General features: G+C 35.3%; 25 protein-coding genes. 1 reads left to right on the top strand and 24 read right to left on the bottom strand.

Annotated features, from left to right (window positions below):
* Window positions 1–17: 17 nt before the first annotated feature.
* The 23 genes from hslU to smc all read right to left on the bottom strand — a co-directional run bounded on the left by hslU (window position 18) and on the right by smc (window position 23514).
* Complete coding sequence (gene hslU / locus OB_RS08030) at window positions 18–1415, bottom strand: HslU--HslV peptidase ATPase subunit (protein WP_011065950.1); 1398 nt, start codon at window positions 1413–1415, stop codon at window positions 18–20.
* Between the two features lie 17 nt (window positions 1416–1432).
* On the bottom strand, window positions 1433–1978 hold the full coding sequence (gene hslV / locus OB_RS08025) for an ATP-dependent protease subunit HslV (protein ID WP_011065949.1): 546 nt from the start codon (window positions 1976–1978) through the stop codon (window positions 1433–1435).
* A 10-nt stretch (window positions 1979–1988) separates the two neighbouring features.
* A complete protein-coding gene (gene xerC / locus OB_RS08020) occupies window positions 1989–2906 on the bottom strand; it encodes a tyrosine recombinase XerC (protein ID WP_011065948.1) in 918 nt (305 codons plus the stop codon).
* Window positions 2907–3188: 282 nt separating this feature from the next.
* Entirely contained in the window at window positions 3189–3509 is a 321-nt protein-coding gene (locus OB_RS08015) for a hypothetical protein (protein WP_011065947.1), read from the bottom strand.
* 318 nt (window positions 3510–3827) lie between these two features.
* Window positions 3828–5906 carry a type I DNA topoisomerase gene (topA, locus tag OB_RS08010; RefSeq protein WP_011065946.1) on the bottom strand — a complete coding sequence of 693 codons (2079 nt, stop codon included), beginning with the start codon at window positions 5904–5906 and terminating at the stop codon, window positions 3828–3830.
* A 102-nt stretch (window positions 5907–6008) separates the two neighbouring features.
* Window positions 6009–6893, bottom strand: a complete 885-nt coding sequence (gene dprA, locus OB_RS08005) for a DNA-processing protein DprA (RefSeq protein WP_011065945.1) — start codon at window positions 6891–6893, stop codon at window positions 6009–6011.
* 143 nt (window positions 6894–7036) lie between these two features.
* On the bottom strand, window positions 7037–7939 hold the full coding sequence (sucD, locus tag OB_RS08000; RefSeq protein WP_011065944.1) for a succinate--CoA ligase subunit alpha: 903 nt from the start codon (window positions 7937–7939) through the stop codon (window positions 7037–7039).
* A gap of 45 nt (window positions 7940–7984) precedes the next feature.
* Complete coding sequence (gene sucC, locus OB_RS07995) at window positions 7985–9145, bottom strand: ADP-forming succinate--CoA ligase subunit beta (protein ID WP_011065943.1); 1161 nt, start codon at window positions 9143–9145, stop codon at window positions 7985–7987.
* 242 nt (window positions 9146–9387) lie between these two features.
* Window positions 9388–9666 (bottom strand): EscU/YscU/HrcU family type III secretion system export apparatus switch protein, encoded by a 279-nt coding sequence (locus tag OB_RS07990; RefSeq protein ID WP_041544129.1) that lies wholly within the window; start codon window positions 9664–9666, stop codon window positions 9388–9390.
* Complete coding sequence (locus OB_RS07985) at window positions 9663–11420, bottom strand: hypothetical protein (protein WP_011065941.1); 1758 nt, start codon at window positions 11418–11420, stop codon at window positions 9663–9665. Before OB_RS07985 ends, OB_RS07990 begins: the two co-directional genes overlap by 4 nt.
* 17 nt (window positions 11421–11437) lie before the next feature.
* A complete protein-coding gene (locus tag OB_RS07980; RefSeq protein WP_011065940.1) occupies window positions 11438–12223 on the bottom strand; it encodes a ribonuclease HII in 786 nt (261 codons plus the stop codon).
* 156 nt (window positions 12224–12379) lie between these two features.
* Window positions 12380–13237, bottom strand: a complete 858-nt coding sequence (ylqF, locus tag OB_RS07975; RefSeq protein ID WP_011065939.1) for a ribosome biogenesis GTPase YlqF — start codon at window positions 13235–13237, stop codon at window positions 12380–12382.
* 2 nt (window positions 13238–13239) lie between these two features.
* Window positions 13240–13821 (bottom strand): signal peptidase I, encoded by a 582-nt coding sequence (gene lepB, locus OB_RS07970; RefSeq protein WP_011065938.1) that lies wholly within the window; start codon window positions 13819–13821, stop codon window positions 13240–13242.
* Window positions 13822–13971: 150 nt separating this feature from the next.
* On the bottom strand, window positions 13972–14316 hold the full coding sequence (gene rplS / locus OB_RS07965; RefSeq protein WP_011065937.1) for a 50S ribosomal protein L19: 345 nt from the start codon (window positions 14314–14316) through the stop codon (window positions 13972–13974).
* Window positions 14317–14644: 328 nt separating this feature from the next.
* The gene (trmD, locus tag OB_RS07960) at window positions 14645–15382 is read right to left on the bottom strand and encodes a tRNA (guanosine(37)-N1)-methyltransferase TrmD (protein WP_011065936.1); all 738 of its coding nucleotides are present in this window, start codon (window positions 15380–15382) and stop codon (window positions 14645–14647) included.
* Window positions 15382–15894, bottom strand: coding sequence for a ribosome maturation factor RimM (rimM, locus tag OB_RS07955; RefSeq protein ID WP_011065935.1), 513 nt, complete (start codon window positions 15892–15894; stop codon window positions 15382–15384). Before rimM ends, trmD begins: the two co-directional genes overlap by 1 nt.
* A complete protein-coding gene (locus OB_RS07950; RefSeq protein ID WP_011065934.1) occupies window positions 15891–16298 on the bottom strand; it encodes a YlqD family protein in 408 nt (135 codons plus the stop codon). Before OB_RS07950 ends, rimM begins: the two co-directional genes overlap by 4 nt.
* A 161-nt stretch (window positions 16299–16459) precedes the next feature.
* A complete protein-coding gene (locus OB_RS07945; protein WP_011065933.1) occupies window positions 16460–16687 on the bottom strand; it encodes a KH domain-containing protein in 228 nt (75 codons plus the stop codon).
* Between the two features lie 13 nt (window positions 16688–16700).
* Complete coding sequence (rpsP, locus tag OB_RS07940) at window positions 16701–16973, bottom strand: 30S ribosomal protein S16 (RefSeq protein WP_011065932.1); 273 nt, start codon at window positions 16971–16973, stop codon at window positions 16701–16703.
* Window positions 16974–17174: 201 nt separating this feature from the next.
* A complete protein-coding gene (gene ffh / locus OB_RS07935) occupies window positions 17175–18521 on the bottom strand; it encodes a signal recognition particle protein (protein WP_011065931.1) in 1347 nt (448 codons plus the stop codon).
* 13 nt (window positions 18522–18534) lie between these two features.
* On the bottom strand, window positions 18535–18852 hold the full coding sequence (locus OB_RS07930) for a putative DNA-binding protein (protein WP_011065930.1): 318 nt from the start codon (window positions 18850–18852) through the stop codon (window positions 18535–18537).
* Window positions 18853–18932: 80 nt separating this feature from the next.
* The gene (gene ftsY, locus OB_RS07925) at window positions 18933–19934 is read right to left on the bottom strand and encodes a signal recognition particle-docking protein FtsY (RefSeq protein ID WP_011065929.1); all 1002 of its coding nucleotides are present in this window, start codon (window positions 19932–19934) and stop codon (window positions 18933–18935) included.
* 13 nt (window positions 19935–19947) lie between these two features.
* Complete coding sequence (smc, locus tag OB_RS07920; protein WP_011065928.1) at window positions 19948–23514, bottom strand: chromosome segregation protein SMC; 3567 nt, start codon at window positions 23512–23514, stop codon at window positions 19948–19950.
* 363 nt (window positions 23515–23877) lie between these two features.
* Between smc and OB_RS07915 the strand changes: the two genes are divergently transcribed.
* A complete protein-coding gene (locus OB_RS07915) occupies window positions 23878–24099 on the top strand; it encodes a DUF1128 domain-containing protein (RefSeq protein ID WP_011065927.1) in 222 nt (73 codons plus the stop codon).
* 42 nt (window positions 24100–24141) lie between these two features.
* Here the strand turns inward: OB_RS07915 and rnc are convergent, their stop codons facing one another.
* Window positions 24142–24828, bottom strand: a complete 687-nt coding sequence (rnc, locus tag OB_RS07910) for a ribonuclease III (RefSeq protein ID WP_011065926.1) — start codon at window positions 24826–24828, stop codon at window positions 24142–24144.
* Between the last annotated feature and the right edge of the window lie 275 nt (window positions 24829–25103).

Here is a 25103-nt window from a genome sequence, read left to right as displayed (position 1 = left end):
CCATTCGATATTTAAAATTATAGTATGAATTGGCTTAAATCTTTATCTTGAACAATAGATGATAGTTTATCATCGACATAACCAACTGTAATTTCAACTTTTTCCATTGTTATTTCTGGTGCCTCATACGATAAATCTTCTAATAGCTTTTCTAATATCGTATGTAATCGTCGAGCACCAATATTATCCGTGTTTTGATTTACTTGATAAGCAATTTCTGCTAGCCTTTCTATAGCCTCGTCAGTAAACTCAACATTTATACCTTCTGTTTGCAGCATAAGTTGATATTGCTTAATTAAAGCATTGGAAGGTTCGGTTAAAATTCGTTTGAAATCCTCCACCGTTAATTTCTCAAGTTCTACTCGAATTGGAAATCTCCCTTGCAGTTCAGGTATTAGATCGGATGGTTTTGACATATGAAAAGCACCAGCAGCAACAAATAACATATGATCTGTTTTTACAGTTCCATGTTTTGTTACAACAGTAGAACCTTCAACAATTGGCAAAATGTCTCGTTGTACACCTTCTCTAGACACATTTGCAGCATTCTCTTGCTTTCCAGCTACTTTATCAATCTCATCAATAAAGATAATACCCGATCCTTCTGCGCGACTAGTAGCTTCTTGTGCTACTTCATCCATATCTACCAGCTTTTGAGCTTCTTGTTGCGTAAGCACTTTACGAGCTTCTGAAACTGGTAAATTTCTTTTTTTCTTTTTCTTTGGCATAAACTGACCAAAAGCATCTTGCATATTCATTCCCATCTGCTCCATACCCGATCCTTGCAACATATCAAACATGGATGGTGGAACTTCATCAATCTCTACAGAAACTATGTGATCCTCAAGCTCTCCGAGAGCTAATTGATGTGCAATTCTTTTTCGTTTCGAACGAATTTCATCATGCGAATCTTGTTCCGTCGTTTCGTCATCTCCATCGGAGCCATCTGATTGGAATAACATTTCGAATGGATTTTTCATTGCTGGTTTCTTTTTTGATTCTGGAACTAATAGTTTTACTAATCTTTTATTAGCTTCTTCCTCAGCTTCATTCATTACTCCAGCCATTTTTTCTTCTTTTACCATTCGTACTGCCATTTCAACTAAATCTCTTACCATGGATTCTACATCTCTACCAACATACCCAACCTCAGTAAATTTTGTTGCTTCAACTTTTATAAAAGGTGCTCCCACCAATTTTGCAAGTCTTCTAGCAATTTCTGTTTTTCCTACACCGGTTGGACCAATCATGAGAATGTTTTTAGGGACAATTTCATCACGGAACCCTTCGTCTAACTTCATTCTCCGGTAACGATTACGGAGAGCAACCGCTACTGATTTTTTTGCTTGCTTTTGACCAACAATAAACTGGTCTAACTGCTCAACAATTTGCCTTGGGGTATAATCCATTCCCATTAATGGATAGCCTCCTTTTATTCAAGTACTTCTAAGGTTATTTGATCATTAGTGAACACACATATTTCTCCTGCAACTTCTAATGCCGAACGGGCTATATCCGCAGCTGACATATTGTCAGCATATCTGACAAGCGCCCTTCCAGCACTTAAAGCATAATTCCCACCTGACCCAATAGCTAATATACCATCATCAGGTTCAATCACTTCACCAGTTCCAGATACCAAATACATATGTTCTTTATTCATCACAATTAACATTGCTTCTAATTTACGAAGTACTTTATCTGAGCGCCATTCTTGAGCTAGTTCTACCGAAGCTCTTGTTAAATTACCATTAAATGATTGTAACTTAGTTTCAAATTTTTCGAACAAGGTAAACGCATCCGCTACCGAACCAGCAAACCCTGCAAGAACTTTTCCATTATAGAGCGTTCGAACTTTTTTCGCCTTGTGCTTCATTACGACGGAATTTCCCAATGTTACTTGACCGTCTCCACACATGGCACTTTGACCTTGGTGTTGCACAGCAAAAATAGTTGTTGCATGCATTTCCATTGTCATTACCCTCACCTCAGCTTTTGTTGCCATTTGCTCTTGGGTGGCTTTTCATATAAGCTTCCCGCAAATGGTCTTTTGTCACATGTGTATATATTTGTGTCGAGGATAGGCTTTCATGGCCGAGCAACTCCTGTACGGATCTAAGATCAGCACCCTCATTTAATAGATGCGTTGCAAATGTATGTCTCAACTTATGAGGATGTACATGTACAGTCAAAGAGGCTCTTTCGACGATTTTATTTAAAATGGTACGAATTCCTCGATTGGTTAGATGTCCTCCACGGGAATTTAAGAAAATAAATTCCGTGTCTGAGTTACTTTTTTCCAGTAACTTAGTTCTTCCTTCCTGAAGATAGGTCTCTAACGCTATTTCAGCAAAACTTCCAAACGGCACGTAACGTTCCTTACGTCCCTTCCCTCGAACGAAGATAGTACCTATTGCAAAGTCAATATCTTGTAAACGCAGGTTTTGACATTCACTGACACGAATTCCAGTTCCATATAACATCTCTAATAAAGCTTGATCTCTTTGCCCTAATGGAGTCGTTATATCGTTAACTTCAAACAATTTATCCAATTCCTCTTGATATAGGAAACCAGGAACCGGTTTACTTGTTTTCGGTAGATGTAACTGTACAAAAGGGTTTCCTTCTACATAACCTTCTCGTTCTAGAAAACGGTAAAAACTTCTTAAGGTTGATATCTTTCTTGAAACGGACCTACGACTAAGTTCTTGCTCATATAAAGAAGTTAGAAAAATGCGTACATCTTTATATGTCACATTCGCAATATGTGATAACCCCTCTGAACGGAGGAAATCCGCGAAAATTTCCAGATCATTCCGATAATATTTCACGGTATAAGGTGAAGCGTTTTTTTCTATTTGCAGATATTCCACAAATGTATCTATATATAATTCTAATTGGTTCATACCTTCACCTCATTGCACAGCGAATAAATAATAACACACTCTAACCGATAAAGCAATGAACTTAACTAAATTGTAACAAAATTCAGAATGATATACAATCTTAATGATTTTGCAAAGATGTTTATTGCAAGATAGCCGATTGTCATGTGTAAAGTATTTTACCTTACCAAAGAGTGATTATAATAATAAAATAGCTCCCAGTCAAATATCAAATCTTATAAACGCATAAAAAGTTGATATTGTTGAATATTCTGTGAACGGTATAGTCTTTATATTTCCATTTTAAGGGTTACTTATACCCATTTCAGATAATTTTCTTTGTGTTTCTGTCGTTCCCAATTTTTTAATCATCGAAAATAGGTTATTTATATCCTTCTTATAACTATCTCGTTCATCATCGACTCCCCATTCATCAAAAGGTTTCAAACCAATATAATTTATTGCGTTTTTTGATTCCTTATCAAGACGAGAAAATATTTCTTCTATTTCTAACACTTGTTCATTTGTAGCTTCAATTTCAAATTCAACTGCATTATCTGGAACAGAAAATGGTCTAATTTCCTTCGTATCAATGGTTACATAATAAGTTTGTTTAGTATTCATTCATAAAACACTCCTTATATACAACATTATTCCCATCGTATATACAAGTAAAACGTAATAGAAGAACAAAAGCGCAAGCGCCCATTTATCACCGCATCTTCTGCGCCCCTGTTTTTCAATGGGTGGTTCGAATAGTCGAACTACTTTATTTCTTTGAGATAAAGGAAAGACAATAAGCGTAAGTAAGGAGGTTTCCGGAAGGACAGGTGATGGTCGCTTGCGCTGGACGTGTTTATCCACTACTGTATAATTTTATAATTTTTCAGGCCATAAAAAAGACCTATAGAGTGGAATAATCCATCTCTACAAGCCTTAAAATTAAGTCTGGGCTACTTCTTTATATTCACAATTTGTACACTGTACTTGAGTTTCTTTTTTATTCTTTTTCTCTACTAACATAGATTCACATTTTGGACATTTTCTAGCAATGGGTTTGTCCCAGGAAACAAAGTCACATTCAGGGAAGCGATCACAACCATAGAATGTTCGTTTTTTCTTTGATTTTCGTTCAACCACATTGCCTTCTTCGCATTTCGGGCAATCAACACCAATTTCTTTTAAGATCGGTTTTGTATTGCGACATTCCGGAAAGTTTGAACAAGCGAGGAATTTACCATATCTCCCCATCTTATAAACCATTTCATGACCGCAATTCTCACAATCAATCCCTGCTGGTTCATCTTTTATTTCAACTTTTTCCATCTCGTCTTCTGCCTTATCCAGTCTTACTTTGAAATCTTTATAAAAGCTATCAATAATTTGTTTCCACTCTATATTCCCTTCTTCAATAGAGTCTAAATCATCTTCCATTTTTGCAGTGAAATCTGCGTCAACTACTTCAGGGAAAAATTCAATCATGAGATCACATTTAATTTCGCCAAGCTCAGTCGGAATGAAACGCTTATTATCCATCGTTACATAACCCCTACGTTGAATCGTATCTAGTGTAGGTGCATAAGTAGACGGTCTTCCAATACCTATTTCTTCCATCGTTCGCACAAGACGTGCGTCTGTATATCGTGGAGGTGGCTGTGTAAAATGCTGATTCGGTTTAATTTCTTTTGAATCTACTTCCATACCCTCTTCTAATTCAGGTAATAACTTATCTTCCGTTTTCTTGTTATCATCATTACCTTCCACATAAACTTTCATGAATCCTTTAAACTTAATTTTTGAGCCAGTTGCTCGAAATTCGATATTATTATTTAATAAATGAACGGTCATCGTATCCATTACTGCCGGAGCCATTTGACTTGCTACAAACCGTTCCCATATCAATTTATATAATCGGAATTGATCTCTCGATAAAATATTCTTTAAGTTTTTCGGATCTCTTAACGCAGAAGTTGGGCGAATTGCCTCATGAGCATCTTGTGCTCCTTCTTTATTCTTCGTTGATGCTTGCTTACCTAGATACTTCTCACCATAATTATCTACAATGTAGTTTTTCGCTTCATCTTTTGCTGTATTGGATATACGAGTAGAATCAGTACGCATATATGTGATTAAACCAGTAATCCCCCCGGATTTTTTCCCTAGGTCAATACCTTCATAAAGCTGTTGAGCAATCATCATCGTCTTCTTCGCACGGAAGTTTAACTTTCTAGCAGCTTCTTGTTGAAGAGATGAAGTAGTGAAGGGTAAGGCAGGATTTTTCTTTCTTTCCCTTTTCTTAACCTTATCCACTGCAAATTTCTTCCCGTTTAATTGTTGCTTGATATCTTTTACATCTTGTTCGTTTTTTAATGCTACTTTTTTTCCGTTTATTCCATAAAAAGATCCGTCAAAAATTTCTTTATCCTTTTGGAATTTTGCATCTATAGACCAATATTCTTCTGGTTTGAAATTTTGTATTTCTTTTTCTCGATCTATAATCATCTTCAAAGCAACAGATTGTACTCTTCCTGCGCTTAATCCTTTTTTCACTTTTTTCCATAATAAAGGACTAATATTATATCCAACCAATCGATCAAGGACTCTTCTAGCTTGTTGAGCATCTACTAAATCTAGGTCAATTGCTCGTGGATGTTTGAATGACTCTTTAATTGCCTCTTTGGTAATTTCATTAAAAACAACACGACAATTTGAAGATGGATCGACACCTAAAATATATGCAAGATGCCAAGCAATCGCTTCCCCTTCTCTATCCGGGTCGGCAGCAAGATAGATTTTTTTTGCTTTTTTTGCTGCTTTTCGTAATTCTTTAAGAACATCACCCTTACCACGAATGGTTATATATTTCGGAGTGAAATTATTTTCAACGTCTACACCCGTTTGACTTTTAGGTAAATCACGAATGTGACCCATGGAAGCCTTTACGGTATATTTTTTCCCTAAATATCGTTCAATCGTTTTTGCTTTTGCAGGTGATTCAACGATAACTAAATAATCTGACATGTACCTTCCTCCCAAAATGAGGTTGACAATTTTACGTAATGAAATCTTTTCTAATACTAAATATAGATCTCTATTTTGTCAAACACTTCTGTTAAAACTTTTTTAATTTTCAAGTAACATTCCTTCGAATTCTATAATAATATCGTTCGTTTCTTGAACTAATTTTGCACCATCTTGTATCATTTGATGACATCCTTTTGTTTGTTGCACCCAAGGATTACCTGGTACCGCAAATACTTCTCTACCTTGATCAAGAGCCTGATCTACGGTAATAAGTGTACCACTTCGCTTCATCGCTTCAATAACCAGCGTTCCCATCGTTAATCCACTAATGATTCGATTCCTCTCTGGAAATTGATGACGGATTGGTGGTTGATCTGGCGGATATTCTGTAAGTACTAATCCTTTTTGGGTTATTTCATGGAATAGCGATAAATGTTCTCTTGGATAAATATGATGAAATCCTCCGCCTAAAACAGCGATTGTTTTTCCATTGTGATGTAATGTCATCTGATGAGCAAAACTATCAATCCCTCTTGCCATACCACTTACAATTATCCACCCTTGTTGAATTAGAGGTAAAATAATTTCCATCTTTCTTTGAGCTTGTGCTGTAGGTTTTCGAGTACCAATTACACTTAAACTAGGTAATTTCTTTAAAATATCTATATCACCTATTGCATATAAAACGATAGGGCCGTCCTTAATAGTATTTAACATAGGTGGATAATATTCGTCAACTATGGTTACAGTTTGATACAGTTGCATATCTCTAATTACTTGTTTTTGTAAAGCTACATTATGAAGGTCAGAATAAAAATATTCTGCTTTTTTTAGGGGGATTTGCAACCAAGAGGAAAGTTGATTCGCAGAGGATTGATAGGTTATTTTTAATGAAGGATCAAGTTGAAGAATGTTCCGAAGTAATGACCGGGTAATAGAACGACATCTAGAAAGATGGACAATTTTTGTTTTCAATAAATCCAAGTTACCACTTCCTTTAACTTATTCGGTTTTTTATTAAACGTAGCAATGACAAATTAAGTTATATGGAAAATAGAGATTGGAATTTAAGAACTCATACAAAATCACCCATTTTTGTATAAAATATCCCAATCTCTATTCTTTAATTAATGTGTTTTACATTTTTCATCTAAACCATTTTCTTTTAATGCTTTAATCATTGTTTCACCCATAACAGCAGGAGTATCTGCTACTTTAATGCCTGCGGCTTCCATCGTACGTATTTTCTCATCCGCCGTACCTTTTCCGCCAGAGATGATTGCACCAGCATGTCCCATACGTTTTCCAGGAGGTGCAGTTGCTCCACCAATAAAGCCAACAACAGGTTTATTCATATTTGCCTTCACCCATTCAGCAGCTTCTTCTTCTGCAGTACCGCCGATTTCACCAATCATGATTACTGCTTCTGTTTCTGGATCCTGATTAAATGCATCCAACACATCGATAAAGTTCGTGCCATTTACAGGGTCTCCACCGATACCGACTGCTGTAGTTTGGCCATAACCGGCTTCAGACAGTTGATGTACAGCTTCATATGTTAATGTTCCAGAACGGGAAACTACACCGATATGACCTTTCTTGTGGATATATCCAGGCATAATTCCTATTTTGGTTTCATCTGCAGTGATTACACCAGGACAGTTTGGACCCACAAGGCGAGTTTTCTTGCCTTCCATATAACGCTTCACTTTTACCATGTCCATAACAGGAATATGTTCCGTGATACAAATAACTAGATCTAATTCTGCATCCGTTGCTTCTAAAATAGCATCAGCCGCAAAAGGTGCAGGCACATAAATAACTGAAGCAGTAGCACCAGTAGCGTCTACAGCATCTTTAACCGTATTATATACCGGTACTCCCTCAACTTCTGTACCTCCTTTTTTAGGCGTTACACCTGCAACGATTTTTGTACCGTATTCTAGCATTTGTTTTGTGTGAAAACGTGCAGTGCCACCAGTAATTCCTTGGACAATCACTTTTGTATCTTTATTAATATAAACACTCATTTTCGTCCGTCCTTTCCTCTTTGTAAAGTTCTCGGTTTACTAAGTTTATTTTACTGCAGCAACAATTTTCTCTGCTCCATCAGCCATAGATGTTGCAGTAGTAATGTTTAAGCCAGATTCATCTAAAATTTTCTTACCTGCGTCAACATTTGTACCTTCAAGACGTACAACTAGTGGAATCTCTAATCCAATTTGTTTCGTAGCTTCAACAACACCTTCAGCAATTACATCACACTTCATAATTCCACCAAAGATATTAACAAAAATACCTTTTACGTTTTTATCTGAAAGAATAATTTTAAACGCTTCTGTTACTTTTTCTGCAGTAGCACCGCCCCCTACATCAAGGAAGTTAGCCGGATCGCCGCCATAATGTTTAATAATATCCATAGTAGACATAGCTAGTCCTGCTCCGTTTACCATACAACCAATATTTCCATCAAGAGAAACATAGCTTAAGTCATATTTAGAAGCTTGGATTTCTTTTTCGTCTTCTTCTTCAAAGTCTCTTAAATCTTGAATATCTTTATGACGATAAAGAGCATTATCATCAAAGTTTAATTTTGCATCGAGCGCTAATACTTCACCATCACCAGTTGTTACTAATGGATTAATTTCAGCAATAGAGCAATCTTTTGCAACAAAAGCATCATAAAGACCAGACATAAATTTAACTGCTTTTCCTAGTAAATCTTCAGGAATATTAATATTAAATGCTAGTCTTCTAGCTTGGAATGGTGTCAATCCAACAACTGGATCAATAACTTCTTTAAAGATTTTTTCTGGAGTTGCTTCAGCAACTTCTTCAATCTCAGTTCCACCTTCTTCAGAAGCCATCATAACAACTCTAGAAGTTGCACGATCTAATACTACCCCAACATAATATTCCTTTTGAATGTCACAGCCTTCTTCAATTAGTAAACGTTTTACTTCTTTTCCTTCAGGTCCAGTTTGATGAGTTACTAATGTCTTTCCTAATATTTCATCCGCATATGTACGAACTTCATCAAGACTTTTCGCAACTTTAACTCCACCTGCTTTACCGCGGCCACCAGCATGAATCTGTGCTTTGACAACGTTTACAGATGTTCCGAGCTTTTCCGCAGCTTGTACAGCTTCGTCCACTGTATATGCAACATAGCCGTTAGGAACCTTAACCCCATATTCCCGTAAAACTTGTTTACCTTGATACTCGTGAATGTTCATCTTCCATCCTCCTATCAAATTCAATGCATTTCCATTGTATTAAAAAAATGAGAAATTAACAAGAATTAGCGAACAACGTTTGACAATTTTGTGCAACTTGTAAATTGTAGTAACCGCTCTTTTAGACAATGAGGTTAAAACGAAGAGGATAAGTGGGAGGATTGTTAGGGATAAACGAAAATGAACGCGAATGGCCATCTGGGAGGGGGAAGTACCCTCCAACCATCTAGTAAATTTTCGCCTTATGAGTTATTATTCTCAAATTCTTTATCTGCTTGATAGACAAATGCAAATACTTCAGCGACTGCCATGTATAACTCATCTGGGATAGATTCATTTATGTTTAATTCTGCAAGTATTTCTATCAACGATTCATCCTTCATAACCGGAATATTATTTTCTGTTGCTCGCTTTATAATTTCATCTGCAACTAATCCCTTTCCCGTTGCAGTAACTTTTGGAGCTACATCACTATCTTGGTTATAACGAAGTGCTGCTGCCTTATGTCGTTTTTCTTTCATACTCTAAAGTCCACTCCTTGATATGAAGATGTTTGATGATAGCGCTTCTCAGGATGTTCTTTGTCTCCATCTTTTAAATGATCCATTGTTTTAATATGAACGGATGATAAGTTGTAATTAATTTGCTCTAACCCTTGATTTAAATTTGATTTCATAGTTCCTACATAATTTTCTAGATTGGAGAAATCATTATAAATCGTTACTGTTACATTTCTCTTTTGAACATGCATATCAATCACTGTATCTTTTAAATTATTCAGACTTAAATAAAATAAAACACGACAATACTCTGGGTCAATCTTTCCATCTTTTGTTTTTTTACTTTCAAATTGTAGATCGATATCTTTGGCTAACCCTAATTTCTGCGCTGGTATTTGTAAAAAAGCTTGTAAAAATCCATTAGATTCTGTTACGGAATTAATTTGAATTCCTTGAATATGATTTAATAGTTGTTGTGCTTTATCAGATAAACTACCGTTACTATTCTGAACAAGTTGTATTAGTTGAGCTTTTACATTACTTATATCCATTTGCTGGTGAGCTAGCTGATGTTCATAATTTATACCTGCATGTTGATTCATCCATGAAACTTGTTGTAAAAATAACTGCTGCATCTTCCCTAACTGTGGCGAACTATTCAGTACAGGATTTTGTAATGATTTCAACATTTTATCCAGTTCATGGTATGTATTTGATTGATTTAACGTTTCTAAAAAAAGTCTTGGTTGTCCCTTTATGATGGCTTCAGTAAACTTATGGGACATAAATTCGGGTAATAGATCTGCTAATTTTTGAAAATTAACTTGACTTTTGGATGACAATAGATTACCTTCATTCGCTTGTAATATTAATCGAGTAAGCTCTATTATATTTGATTTATTTTCAGTTAATTGGTTAATTTCTCTTATTAACGATGAATAATTTAAAGAAAAAGGTAGCGTTCTCCCTTCAACGAATGAATTCGATCTATTTTCCATTGACGTCCAGACTTGATTCCACTCATTTTTCGTTATAGATGATGGAATAATACCTAGATTACTAAATAGTTGATATAAGTTTCCCTTCGTTTGAGTGTTATTTATATCTGAAGCCATATATTTTACGACTGACATAGTATCTGTTTTAAATCCCGAAGTGACTTGTTCAAGTTGATATAAAAGAGGAGTATATTTTATGTTTTGGCTCTTACCTTCGGTTAAAAAAGCTTCTATTGATTTACTAATACCACTAGTAAATAGTTTCGTTGTCGATTGAAATACAGCATGGGTAATAGGCAGCTTATTTTGCATTAGACTTTGTAATATTCCAAACTGTTGTTTTAATGTAAGTTCTCTACCCTCTTTTAATTGCAGTAAATTAACTGCTTGTACGAATGAGGTCTGATTAAACGGCAATTGTTGTTTAATTAAAGATTGCATAAATGCGATTGACATCTTCGTAGGCTTTAAACCGAATTGCTGAATCAATTGTATGGCAGTTTGCTCTGAATTATTTTTGAGATTATTTGCTACGACTTGTAAATGAAGTATTTGATCTTGCATTTGTTTTACTTGAAAATGATATCGTTCACCTATTATTAGAGGTGCTTCCAACTGAGCAATCATCTGCTTACCAGCCAGATTAATTTTCGCTTTATGATCAGGATAAAGTTTTACTACTTTCCCGTGTACAACATCTCCAGTCTTCAACTGTGGATGCGATGATAAATGAACATTCTGTAAAGCTTTACCGCTTAATAAACGATGAATGCTCAAAGAATCACCTCCAATTATTAATTTAATAACGTGTTATGTCGGTATTTATGTAATGGGGCAAATGAATAACGATGATAAGGAGTTACACCATAGGTTTCTATAGCTTGAAGGTGTTCCTTTGTTCCATAGCCCATATTTGAATTAAATCCATATAAAGGATATTTCTCATGTAATTCTTTCATCCAATCATCACGTGCAACTTTTGCTAAGACACTGGCTGCAGCTATGTGCACACTTTCAGCATCCCCTTTAATAATAGCTTCATATGTACAGTTTAACCCCTCTAACGGCACAGCATCTATTAATGCATGGTCTGGATAAGGTTGAAGTCCACTAATTGCTTCTTTCATCGCTTGTTTTGATGCTTCATATATATTGATTTTATCGATTATGGTATTATCAATAAATGATATTTGATAAGCAATTGCATGTTGTTTGATGTAATGGCTAAATTCATTTCTTTGTACTTCTGACAATTTCTTGGAATCATTTATACCTAAAAGTTGAAAGTCCTTTGGTAAAATAACTGCTGCTGCAACTACCGGACCAGCTAAAGGGCCACGCCCCACTTCATCCACACCAGCTATATAGTGATTCCCATTACGGTAAGCTTCCTTTTCATATGTGTTCATTTTAATGAATGCTTGTTTTAATAGCGCTTGTTTTTCTTGTTGTTTTTCATGACGCTTTAGTATTGCTTGCACACCTTTTCTGCTATCTTTGTATAATTCTTCGATTTGTTTTTGAGTTAGTTCCCCGTTGGTTAGTTGTGATTTTATACTTGCAATAGAAGCTGGTTTCATATCTTTTCACTCTTTCTTTATTTATCGGATTAAAAAAATAAAAATAAATAGTCATATTTCTCAAATGAAGGTATCGTAAACACAGCAAACATCCATGAAGATGACAAACTGCCACTTATTCATGGATGTGTTATGTTGTGTTCTTATTGTCATATGTTATGAGTTGGAGCTATCCTCTGGTTGCTCCAACGTTATTGTTCCTAATCGTCCTACACGTAAATCACGGATAACGATGTCAGCAACCTTATCATAGTTCACTTGACCGCCACTTTCCAAGGCGCCTCTTATCCTACCTATGGATTCGAATACTTCCACCATGTCTTCTATTTCCTCTAATTGATACCTGTCTTTTAACTGATTTGGATAATGTTCTGACATGTAACGGATAATAAAGGCAGTTACATCAGGTAATGGTAATAATTGGTCTTTTATTGTCCCTATTGCAGCAAGACGATACCCCACCACTTCTTCTTCAAATTTCGGCCATAGAATTCCCGGTGTGTCGAGTAACTCAAAGTCTTTTTTTACCTTAATCCAAAGTTGTTGTTTCGTGATTCCAGGGCGATCTCCTGTTTTTGCTATTTTTTTATTGGCTAATCGATTAATTAATGTGGATTTTCCTACATTCGGTATTCCGACAATCATTGCTCGTGCAGGTCGAGGTTGAATACCTTTTCTTTTTAATTTTTCCATTTTATCCTGTCCAAGTAATTTTGCTTGTTGGATAACCTTTTGAATGTCACCTTTATGATTTACATTCACATCAATTGCTTGTGTGCCATCCTCATTAAATTTATCTACCCAACGTTTAGTTACTTCTTGGTCTGCAAGGTCTTTTTTCATTAGTACAATCAATTTCGGTTTATTATTTAACACTTGTTTAAGCATTGGATTTTGTGATGAAAGAGGAGCTCTCGCATCTACTAATTCGATTACAAAATCAACTAATTTTAATTTCTCTTCTACTTCTCTTTTTGCTTTTGCCATATGGCCTGGAAACCATTGTATAGCCATTATTATTCTCCTTTTCCTATCAGATGAATTCGATCAAATGGCCAGTAAACAAAGCTTGCTTCTCCCACTAGCTCTTCCATTGGTACAACACCTATCATACGCGAATCGGTAGAATTACTGCGATTATCTCCTAATACGAACACATGCCCTTCTGGCACTACATCATAATTTCCTGGAAGTTGTTCCAATGTAAAATCATTCGTCAGTGTTTGGTAAGATTGCAAGTTCTCTTTTTGTTCATTAAGAAACGGTTCTTCTACTTCTTCTCCATTAATGTACAATTTATTATCTTCCACAGCTACATGCTCCCCTGGTAAAGCGATAATTCTTTTGATGAAATCTTTTTGGGTAGGTGCATGAAACACAACAATATCAAATCGTTCTGGCTCACCAATTGTATAAGATAATTTATTTACAATCATTTGATCACGGTCGTGCAACGTCGGGAACATCGACGGTCCTTCAACTATTATTGGTGCAAATAGGAACATTCGTACAAGAAATGCCAGTCCAAAAGCTACTAATAGTGCTTTGATCCAATCTAACCACTCGTTTTTCTTTTTATTTTCTTTATCCCTAGCCATCCAGTCCCCTCCGTGTCTTATCTTTCTACTATATATTGTAAGCTATATATATGATTCTAGACAACTCAAATATAATAGATAAGTAAAAAGGAGCTTCTGCTATCAATAGCAAAGCTCCTTTTCTTTCGTTTATCGTTGTTTGCTCGACCTTTATCGACGTTCTTTAATACGAGCTGCTTTTCCACGTAGGTTACGTAGATAGTAAAGTTTCGCACGACGAACAATACCGCGACGAGAAACTTCAATTTTATCAATTCGTGGTGAATGTAATGGAAGTGTACGTTCCACACCTACGCCGTAAGAAATTTTTCTCACTGTAAATGTTTCACTAATTCCTCCGTTTTGGCGTTTAATTACAACACCTTCAAACACCTGAATACGCTCACGGTTACCCTCAACAACCTTTACGTGTACTTTTAAAGTATCACCAGGTCGGAAATCAGGATGATCCGTACGTAATTGATCTTTTGTAATGTCAGCGATTATTTGTTGCATGACTTTCACTCCTTCCAAACTAATGCTCATGAACAAGTATGGGACAGCGGAACATCGTTTATCGTACTTATACGCACATAAGCACAATTATTAATATACCATAAGCAAATAGATAGTTCAACTAGCTGAATCATTTTTCATGATTAGATATTTTTATAATAATTATCTCCATTGCATATGGCTCTTACCACTGGAACGGCTTAAAAAGCTCCCAGCCAATCCTAAAGTAGTTGCCGATTTCCATTTCTATCAGCACCAAGGTTTAAAATCCTACGTTAATTAATTATTATAATAGACCTTGGCAATTATGACCTAGACTGAGCTGTTACTATACTTCATCTGGCGTATCAGTGTTTAACGTTATTTTTTCTTCATCTGTCAATTCAATTTTATCTAATAAATCCCTACGGCGATTCCAGGTTCGAATTAGCGATTGTTTTCTTCTCCAGGAGTCTATATTAGCATGATTTCCGGAAAGTAATACTTCCGGTACTTTATATCCTCTGAAATCAGCTGGCCTTGTATAGTGCGGATGTTCTAAAAGACCTGTAGAAAACGAATCCTGTGGGGCAGATTGTTGATTTCCTAGAACATCTGGTAATAAACGAACTACACTGTCTACTACTACCATCGACCCTAACTCTCCTCCAGTTAGAACATAATCACCAATGGATATTTCATCCGTAACAATGTGCTCTCTAATTCGTTCATCATAACCTTCGTAATGGCCACAAATAAAAATCAAATGATCTTCTTTTGCAAGTTCTTCAGATTTTTGTTGGGTTAATGTTTCCCCCTGAGGACACATTAAAATAACTCTAGGTTTTGAATTACGCTTACTTTTTACAGCCTCAACCGCATCAAATATTGGCTGAGGAGTCAGTACCATTCCAGCTCCGCCACCATAAGGATAATCATCGACTTTCTGATGTTTATTCTTACTATACTCTCTAAAATTTACAAGGTCGTAAGTAAATTGTTGTCGTTCTACCGCTTTATTCAAAATTGAGGACTGAAATACTCCGTGAAACATTTCTGGAAACAATGTCAATATATCGATATGCATTAATCAAGCATCCCTTCCATTAATTGAACCTTGATTATTTTGTTTTCAATATCTACTTGTTTCACAACCTGCTCAATATATGGGATTAACAAATCTTTCGCATTCATACGTTGTACAACCCATACATCATTTGCTCCAGGGGAGAGAATTTCTTTTACCTTACCTAATTCCTCCCCTTCACTTGTAACTACTTTGCAACCTACTATTTCATGATAGTAGTACGCATCTTCTTCCAAATCAGTTAGTTGATCTTCATCAATAGATAACATCAATCCCTTAAAAGCTTCAACCTCATTAATATTTCCATATCCTTTAAACTGTAGAAGGTCAAATCCTTTATGGACTCGATGTGTAGCAATTACTAACGGCTTATATTCCTTATTATCTTGTAAATACACTGTATTACCAGGATCAAATCGATCTTCAAAATCAGTAATACGAACTACTTTAACTTCACCACGTATGCCGTGAGTATTTACAATCTTTCCTATATTAAACTTAACTCCACTCATTTCAAATCACCTGCTTTATTCATCAATACGTATAACCTGATCGTCTTTAATAATAATTGCTTGTCCTTCATTAGTTTACCCCAATTTGTGCCAACTTTGACTTCAACAAGAGCTTCAACCTCATCTTCCATTATTTCACTTCCAATTTGCATTTCATTTAGTTGTTCGATTTTAAAATCAAGAAGTTTAATTTTTTCTTTTCGGTTGTTAATTTCTTGTTCAAATCGATCTTCTATCTCTTGATGATTTACAGATGCTTTATGTTGAAGCTTGCGCTTTTCAAACTTTAATTGTTGACACTCTTGTTCAAGACGCAATTTATGATTATAAAAGCCTTGGTATATACGTTGTTTACTTTTTTCGGTAACGACTTGTTTCACTTTTATTTTTTTTACTATTTTCACTATACCTACAGCTCCTACCCTACACATATAGATTTTTTGATTCCACAAAAATAATATCACAAGGTATAAGTACAAACTTTGTTATATAGTTAACGGAATTTATTAAAATGGATAAGTATAAAAAGGGAAAGAAGAACCCAATAGTTGGGCCAACTTTCCCTTTACATAATATCCAAATAAATACGTTTATTACCATCCGTTTTTGAAGCATAAACAACTGTTCGAATCGCTTTAGCAATTCGACCGTTCTTGCCAATTACTTTTCCTACATCATCCGGATGCACTGTTAAATGATATACGACTTTGGATTCTTCCTCTGTCTTATTAATAACAATCTCTTCCGGATAATCCACTAACGAGGCAACAATCGATTCTATTAGGGCTTTCATGATATCACACTACTTATTTTGAATTTTTTTGTTCGTGGAATTTTTTCATGATGCCTTCATTTGAGAATAGATTACGAACAGTATCACTTGGTTTAGCGCCTTTTGACATCCAATCAAGAGCTTTTTCTTCATCTATTTTAACTTCTACTGGATTCACCACTGGATTATACGTACCAATTTGTTCAATGGAACGACCATCACGTGGAGAACGTGAATCAGCCACTACAATACGATAAAATGGGTTTCTTTTAGATCCCATACGTTTTAAACGAATTTTTACTGCCATGCTTTGCACCTCCAATAAATTGTTTTTCATTTTTAAACTCAGCTTCATCGTCAGTTCTTATGACGAGTGCCTTTGTTGTAATTAATACAGGTAATAACTTTTTATCCTGACAAGTTTAAATTCTATCAGAAATACAAAAGTCTGTAAAGTGTTTTTCCATTACAAGGTTATTTTAGTACATAAATACTTATAAATCAAGGGTTACATGAAAGGTAAATTAAATCCACCTTTTCCTTTTTTCCCTTTTTGCATATTGGTCATTTGTTTCATCATTTTTTTCATCTCATTGAATTGCTTTAATAAACGATTCACTTGTGCAACGGAGGTACCTGATCCTTTCGCAATACGCTTACGACGGCTTCCGTTAATAATACTTGGTTCTTGACGTTCTTTCTTCGTCATCGATTGAATAATTGCTTCTACTTGTCCAAGTTGTTTTTCGTCAAATTGTGCATTTTTTAATCCTTTCATTTTTCCTGCTCCAGGAATCATGTCCATCAATTCATCCAGAGGCCCCATTTGCTTCACTTGACCCATCTGTTCTAGGAAATCATCAAATGTAAAGGACATCGTACGCATTTTTTCTTCAAGTTCTTTTGCTTGTTTCTCATCAACATTCGTTTGCGCTTTTTCAATTAATGATAGTACGTCTCCCATTCCTAAGATACGGGAAGCCATTCTTTCAGGATGGAAAGCTTCTAATTGATCTAGTTTCTCTCCCATACCTGCAAATTTAATTGGTTTATCTGTAACTGACTTAATCGATAGCGCAGCCCCTCCACGGGTATCTCCATCAAGTTTTGTTAACACAACTCCTGTAATATCAAGTTGCTCATTAAAACTTTCAGCTACATTTACTGCATCTTGACCAGTCATCGAATCGACAACAAGAAATATTTCATCCGGCTTCACATCATTTTTAATGGACTGTAACTCATCCATTAAATTCTCATCAACATGCAATCGACCGGCTGTATCTATAATCACATAGTCGCGATGCTCTTCCTTTGCATGTTCAATTGCTTGATGTGCAATATCAACAGGGTTCGCTTCCGTTCCCATTGAAAATACTGGCATATCAAGTTGTGTACCTAGTGTTTCTAATTGCTTAATTGCAGCAGGTCGATAAACATCACAGGCTACTAAAAGAGGATTTCGATTGTGTTTTTTACGCAAGTGATTGGCTAGCTTACCAGTTGTGGTTGTTTTACCTGCACCTTGCAATCCGACCATCATAATTACAGTAGGAGAACGATCAGCTACAGCAATCTTACTTTGTTCTCCACCCATTAATTGCGTTAATTCTTCTTTTACTACTTTTATAACTTGTTGGCCAGGAGTTAAACTTTCCATTACCTCTTGTCCAATAGCACGCTCTTTGATTTTTGTTATTAGTTGTTTTACAACCTTAAAGTTAACATCTGCTTCCAATAAAGCTAGACGTACTTCTCTTGTCATTTCTTTTACATCTTGCTCAGATACTTTGCCTTTACCTGTTATCTTCTTAATCGTGCTCTGCAGGCGGTCAGCCAATCCTTCAAACGCCATAGAAGGTGTCCCCCTAATCTAAGTCTTTTAGTTTTTGAATATGTTCATGTACATGCTTATCTGTTGTCATTAATTTCAACTTCTCTAACAGCTTAACACGTTGTTCAAACTTTGAATATAAATGAAGTTTCTCTTCATATGATTCAAGCATTGCTTCTGTTCGCTTTATATTATCATAAACTGCTTGTCTTGATACTTGAAACAACTCGGAAATTTCTCCTAAGGAATAATCCTCTAAATAATACATTTCCATATAATTTCGTTGCTTTGGTGTTAATAGTTCTTGATAAAAATCAAATAAATAGTTAATACGCGTCGTTTTATCTAACAATGGAAACACCTCTTGTTAAGTGATTTTCCTTTACGAACATCATAGCGAACAGCATGTTTTATTGTCAAGGAAATAGTAGATTAATCTTCTTTTGCTTCAATATCTATATCTGAAAATAGACCATAAACAAATGCAGATGCATCAAACTGCTGCAAATCGTTTATTTTTTCTCCTAAACCTACAAACTTCACCGGTAATTGTAATTCATTTCGAATAGCTAGTACTATTCCACCTTTTGCAGTTCCATCTAATTTTGTTAATACAATTCCAGTAACATCCGTAGCATCAGAGAATGTACGTGCTTGATTAAGCGCGTTTTGACCAGTTGTAGCATCTAATACCAACAACACCTCATGAGGTGCATCTGGAATTTCTCGCTCTATCACACGTTTTACTTTCGATAATTCATTCATTAAATTAACTTTGTTTTGTAATCTACCAGCCGTGTCACAGATCAAGACATCTGCATTACGTGATTTTGCAGCTTGAACCCCATCATAGATTACAGCAGCCGGGTCACTACCTTCGCTTTGTTTAATTACAGGGACATCTGCACGTTCTCCCCACACTTCTAATTGTTCTATTGCACCTGCACGAAAAGTATCTCCTGCAGCTAACACGACATTCTTTCCTTCTTGCTTTAGCTGATGTGCCAGCTTTCCAATACTTGTTGTTTTACCCGCACCATTTACTCCAACAACCAATATAACTTTTAAGCCATCACCATCTATTTTCAGTTTTTCAATCGATTCATCTTCATCTCCGTAATAGATCTCAACAAGTTTCTCGGAGATAACGTCTTTTATTTGCTCTGAATCTTTTATATTTTGACGCTTAACTTCCATTTTTAGCTCTTCGACAAGATCCATAACCGTTGTAACACCAACGTCTGCAGTAATAAGTACTTCTTCTAGTTCTTCAAAAAAATCCTCATCTACTTTACGATAACGAGCAATTAAATCATTTAATTTTCCAGAAAAAGAATTACGTGTTTTTTTCATTCCTTCTTGATACTTTTCTGTAACTTGTTTTGTTTCATTATCTTGCTTAAATTTTTGCTTTAACTTATCCATAAATCCCATCAGTACATTCCTCCTATGAACGAATTAATTCCTTTGTATCTTCAAGACGAACAGAAACTAATCTTGATACTCCCGACTCTTGCATCGTAACTCCGTATAATACATCCGCCTCTTCCATTGTACCTTTACGGTGAGTAATAACAATAAATTGAGTTTCATTACTATATTGTTTTACATATTTAGCAAATCTAGCAACATTTGCTTCATCTAAAGCTGCTTCTACTTCATCTAAAATACAAAACGGTACCGGTCGAACCCTTAATATCGCAAATAGCAAGGCAATTGCTGTTAATGCCCGTTCTCCACCGGATAGTAATCCTAGATGCTGCAATTTCTTTCCTGGTGGTTGTGCTATAATGTCAATTCCAGTTTCTAATAAATTGGTTGGATCCGTTAGCTTTAGCTCTGCATACCCGCCACCAAATAAATGTGTAAAGACAGTTGCAAATTCCTCTTTAATTTTATTAAATGTTTCTTCAAAACGATTTTTCATTTCTGTATCCATTTCGCTAATAACAGAGTATAGTGTTTGTTTTCCTTCAACTAAGTCATTTTTTTGTTCTGACAAGAAATTATATCGTTCCGAAATACGTTCAAATTCTTCAATGGCCCCTAGATTAACAGTACCCAGCCTTTCTATATCCGCTTTTAACCGGTCTACTTCCACTTGAGATTCTTGGATGTTTTCCACCTTGTCAAATTCTTCACATGCTCTTTCATACGTTGTTGTATACTCTTTTTCTAATTGACTTAATCGGTTCTCTAATTCTACATCTAGTCGATTGGATTTTACTTCTGCCTGTTGTTTTCTTTCATTTATTTCTTCAAGTTGGTGATTTTCTTTTTTCAATTGTTCATCCAACTGATCTAAGTAATGGACTTGCTGCATTCTTTTTTCACGTTGCTCAGCTATTTCTGTAGAGGCTTCTTGTTTGCTTTTTCTATTTGCTTCTATAATTTCGTCTATTTGTTCCTCTGATTCCTCGGAATCGTGGATTTCATCCAGATTTGTTAATTCAGCAACCTGATCATCTTTGCGCTCTATAGCTTCTGCATATTGATTTTGCAGTTCTTTTGTTTTTAATTGCTGGTGCTTTAATCTCTCTTCTTGTTCTGCTAATTGAACTTGTAAATGATGATATTCATCTTGAAGTTTTTCGCGATTTTCCTTCCAAAGAGATTCTTCTTCAGTTAATTTATCAATTTCTGACTGGATTTTCTCTAACTGTTGCTTGATAGTATCTAACTCATTTGTTAACTGATTCTTCCTAGTCGATAATCGATCTACGTCTTGGGCATATTGTTGTTTATCCATATCATAAATAGATAAATTATCATTAACAGATGTCAATTTTATTTCTAATTCATTCAATATATTTGTTTGGGATTGTAATCGTTCTTGTAACTTAGACTTGTCTTTATCCCCTTCTGAAAGCTTGAATTCCAGTTCTTGTATAAGTTCTTTACGCTTCTTTACTGTATGTTCAAATTGTAGCGCCTTGTGTTGAAATTCTTCTAATCGATCAGAAATTTCTTGTAGGTCTTTTTCTCTCGTAAATAAAGACTGATTTGATTTTTTTTGTGCCCCCCCAGACATCGAACCTCCAGGATTGACTACATCTCCTTCTAAAGTGACAATTCGATAACGACGCTGCACTTGTTTTGCAATTTCATTCGCGTCTTTTAATGTTTTTGCTATAATTACATGCCCCATTAAGTGATTAAGTACTTTTTTGTATTTATCATCGACTTTAATTAAATTTGCGGCAATGCCTACAAAGCCCTTCTGCGTACTAATCTTCGCCAACCATTCATTGGAAATAAATCTTTCTTGAATGGAAGCTAGTGGAAGAAATGTCGCACGACCATTATTCGTTTGCTTTAACCAACCAATTGATTTTCTTGCTGCTTGGTCATCCGTAACTACAATATGCTGTGCTTGGCCACCTAATACGGTTTCCATTGCAGTCACATACTCTTTTGGTACTTCCATTAATTCGATGACGGCACCTTCAATTCCTTGAAGTTTTTTGTCTTCTCTTGCTTTTAAAATGGATTTTACACCGTGAAAGAATCCTTGGTAATCTTCTTTCATTTCTTCGAGCATCTCTTTCTTGGATTTTAGCTTTTCGATGTATTGATAACCTTGATACAATTTAGATTGTGCATCTTCAAAATTTCCTCGCTCAGACTGCAACTCAACCTTTACATTCATCAATTCGTTTTCTTTGGCTTTTAATTCGGCATCAATTGCGTTTAATGTTTTTTCGGCATCTTCTTTTTCAGATTGAAACTGCTCTCTTTTTGTTACCAAATCCTTGAATTTTGACGACTGATGTTCACTTTTTTGATCAATTTGCTCCGTTTGTTGTGTTACCGATTGTAGTTCATTTCTTTTTGCAGCTTGTTGATTTAGCAAATCAATATATTCGGATTTCAAATCTTCAATCTGATCTGCAATTTTTTCTTGACTTGTAGATAATTTTTCACGAAGTATTTCTACTTTGTCTTTGGTTTGCTTTTTGGATTGTTGAATATCTGCTAAATTACTTTGTTCTGTTTTTAAATCATTCGCAAGTACTTCTATTTGTTGGTCTATTTCTTGTAGTTGCTGTATTAACTTTTCTCGATTTTCACCCAAATGTTTCGAACGTTCATCGAGTAGTTGTTTTCTACCTTCATATTTTTCCAATTGTTCCGTAGCTTGCAATAGTGTAGATTGTAATTTCTCTAATGATTCATCAATAGTTGAAGACACTTGTTTTTGTTCAAACAACCGATTTTCTACTGACTTTACTTGCTGTTGCTGTTTTGCTTGATTATCTTTTTCTACTTCCAAATCTTGCAATACTACTTGCCACTCTTTATGAATTCGCTCTATTTCAGTTATTAACAGTGCAACTTCTGTATCTCTCAGTTGACCATGTAATTGTTGATAGCGGTTTGCTCGTTCAGCTTGCTCTTTCAACGGATCTATTTGTTGTTCAATCTCATAGATGATATCTTCTACACGATTTAAGTTTTCCTGTGTTTCTGCAAGTTTATATTCCGCTTTCTTCTTTCGTTGTTTATATTTTAAGACTCCAGCGGCTTCTTCAAAAATCGTTCTTCGTTCTTCTGCTTTTGAGCTTAATATCTCTTCTACTTTTCCTTGACTAATAATCGAGAATGCTTCTCTCCCTAAGCCCGAGTCCATGAACAAGTCAATTATATCTTTTAATCGACATGGTTGTTTGTTAATATAGAATTCACTTTCTCCTGATCTATAGACTCGTCTTGTCACACTGACTTCTTCATAATCCAGCGGAACACGTTGATCTTGATTATCAAGTACAAGTGTAACTTCAGCTACATTTAATGCTTTTCGTGTCTCACTACCCTGAAATATAATATCTTCCATTTTAGATCCACGTAGTGATTTTGCAGATTGTTCTCCTAGTACCCAGCGTATCGCATCTGTAATGTTACTTTTTCCACTTCCATTTGGTCCAACAACCGCTGTTACTCCGGAAACGAAATCAACACCTATTCGCTCTGCAAATGATTTAAATCCTTTACTCTCTAAACGTTTTAAATACATTATCATTCTCCTATTTTTAAACCAGCTGCTCTCTTTTGGATTCCTTTTTCAAAATGGTTTAGATTTGACTCTTGCATGCTATGTAACAGAATCAATTGTTTAACCCTTAAAAACAAATCTGAGACAGCAAAAATATCTATGTAAACGACTGAATAAATACCTAATCTATCTGTATTTTAACTAATATATTTTACCATATTATCGTTATTTCGCATATGGTTGAGACTATTTAGTTGCTATACTTCGTTAATTTTGACAGATAATTAGAGCATTTTAATAATTCTATCAAAAATAGTAGTATTCAATGTGTCATCCTATGTTATGATATAGTACGAAAAGTTAAGTATTTGAAGGAGGAAGATGATGAATCTAGATCAACCAAGCACTGAAAATATGAAATATATATTGGATACACTCGCGGAGGAGCTTCAAATTGTGAATCGATCTATTATGGAAGTGGAAGATTACAACCTTGACAAATATGAAGATCTAAAGATGATGTATGAAATGGTAAAAACCAAAGGGCAGTTAAGCGCATTGGAAAAACAAGCATTCATCCAAGAACTATCAAGCATACGTAAATAATACACAAAATCTCAAGGATAATTTTAACCTTGAGATTTTTTATTAACTGTTATTGATACTATCTAGCGCATTTTTTGCAGCTCGTTGTTCCGCTTCTTTTTTAGTGCGACCTGTACCAATCCCAGCAGCTTTTTCTTGAATGACTACTTCGGCAACAAATTCCTTATTATGTGATGGTCCCTTTTCCTCGATGATCCTATATTCAATCTTTTGATCTTTATGTTGTTGAACAAATTCTTGTAATTGACTTTTATAATCCATCGCATGCGAAAAAGCACCCGTTGTTAACTTAGGAAAAACATGGATATTTAAGAAATCCAGCACATTATCAAAGCCCTGATCTAAATAGAGGGCCCCTAGAAATGCTTCGAAAGCATCCGCCAAAATAGCAGGTCTCTCTCTTCCTCCTGTTTGCTGTTCGCCTTTACCTAATCGCAGGAATTTGCCAAATTCCAACTCTTCTGCAAAGTTTTTCAAGGAAGGTTCACATACAATGGCCGCTCGAAGCTTTGTCATTTCTCCTTCTGGCATATCTTTATTATTACGATATAAATACTGTGATACAGCTAATTCCAAAACTGCGTCCCCTAAAAATTCCAGACGCTCATTATCGGATAGTCGTTGTTTCCGATGCTCATTCACATACGATGAATGGGTAAAGGCTTCCTTTAACAATGCTTTTTGTTGAAAAGAGATACCTAAGTGTTCCTCCAATGGACGTATATCCATTTAGACACCTCCTATAATAAAATGAAACTTACACTTGTGATTGGCTAAGAAGAATAAAACAAGATCAAATCTAGTTAAAGCTTCTCAAGACTTTTACAATTATAGATAAGAAGAGGTTGAGATATAAAAAGTGTTTAAATAGAGGCAGAAAACACAACATTTTTTAATACGCTACTTTTGCTTTAAAAAGTATATCTCACATTAGGACTTTACGTATGATTGATTCGTTATGCTATATAACTAATTGCCTTTAAATTAAACCTTTTATTTAAATC

It is taken from the genome of Oceanobacillus iheyensis HTE831 (assembly GCF_000011245.1).
Classification (GTDB): domain Bacteria; phylum Bacillota; class Bacilli; order Bacillales; family Amphibacillaceae; genus Oceanobacillus; species Oceanobacillus iheyensis.
Note: the sequence above shows the minus strand (reverse complement) of the source record. Positions and strands in the feature narration are given on the sequence as shown.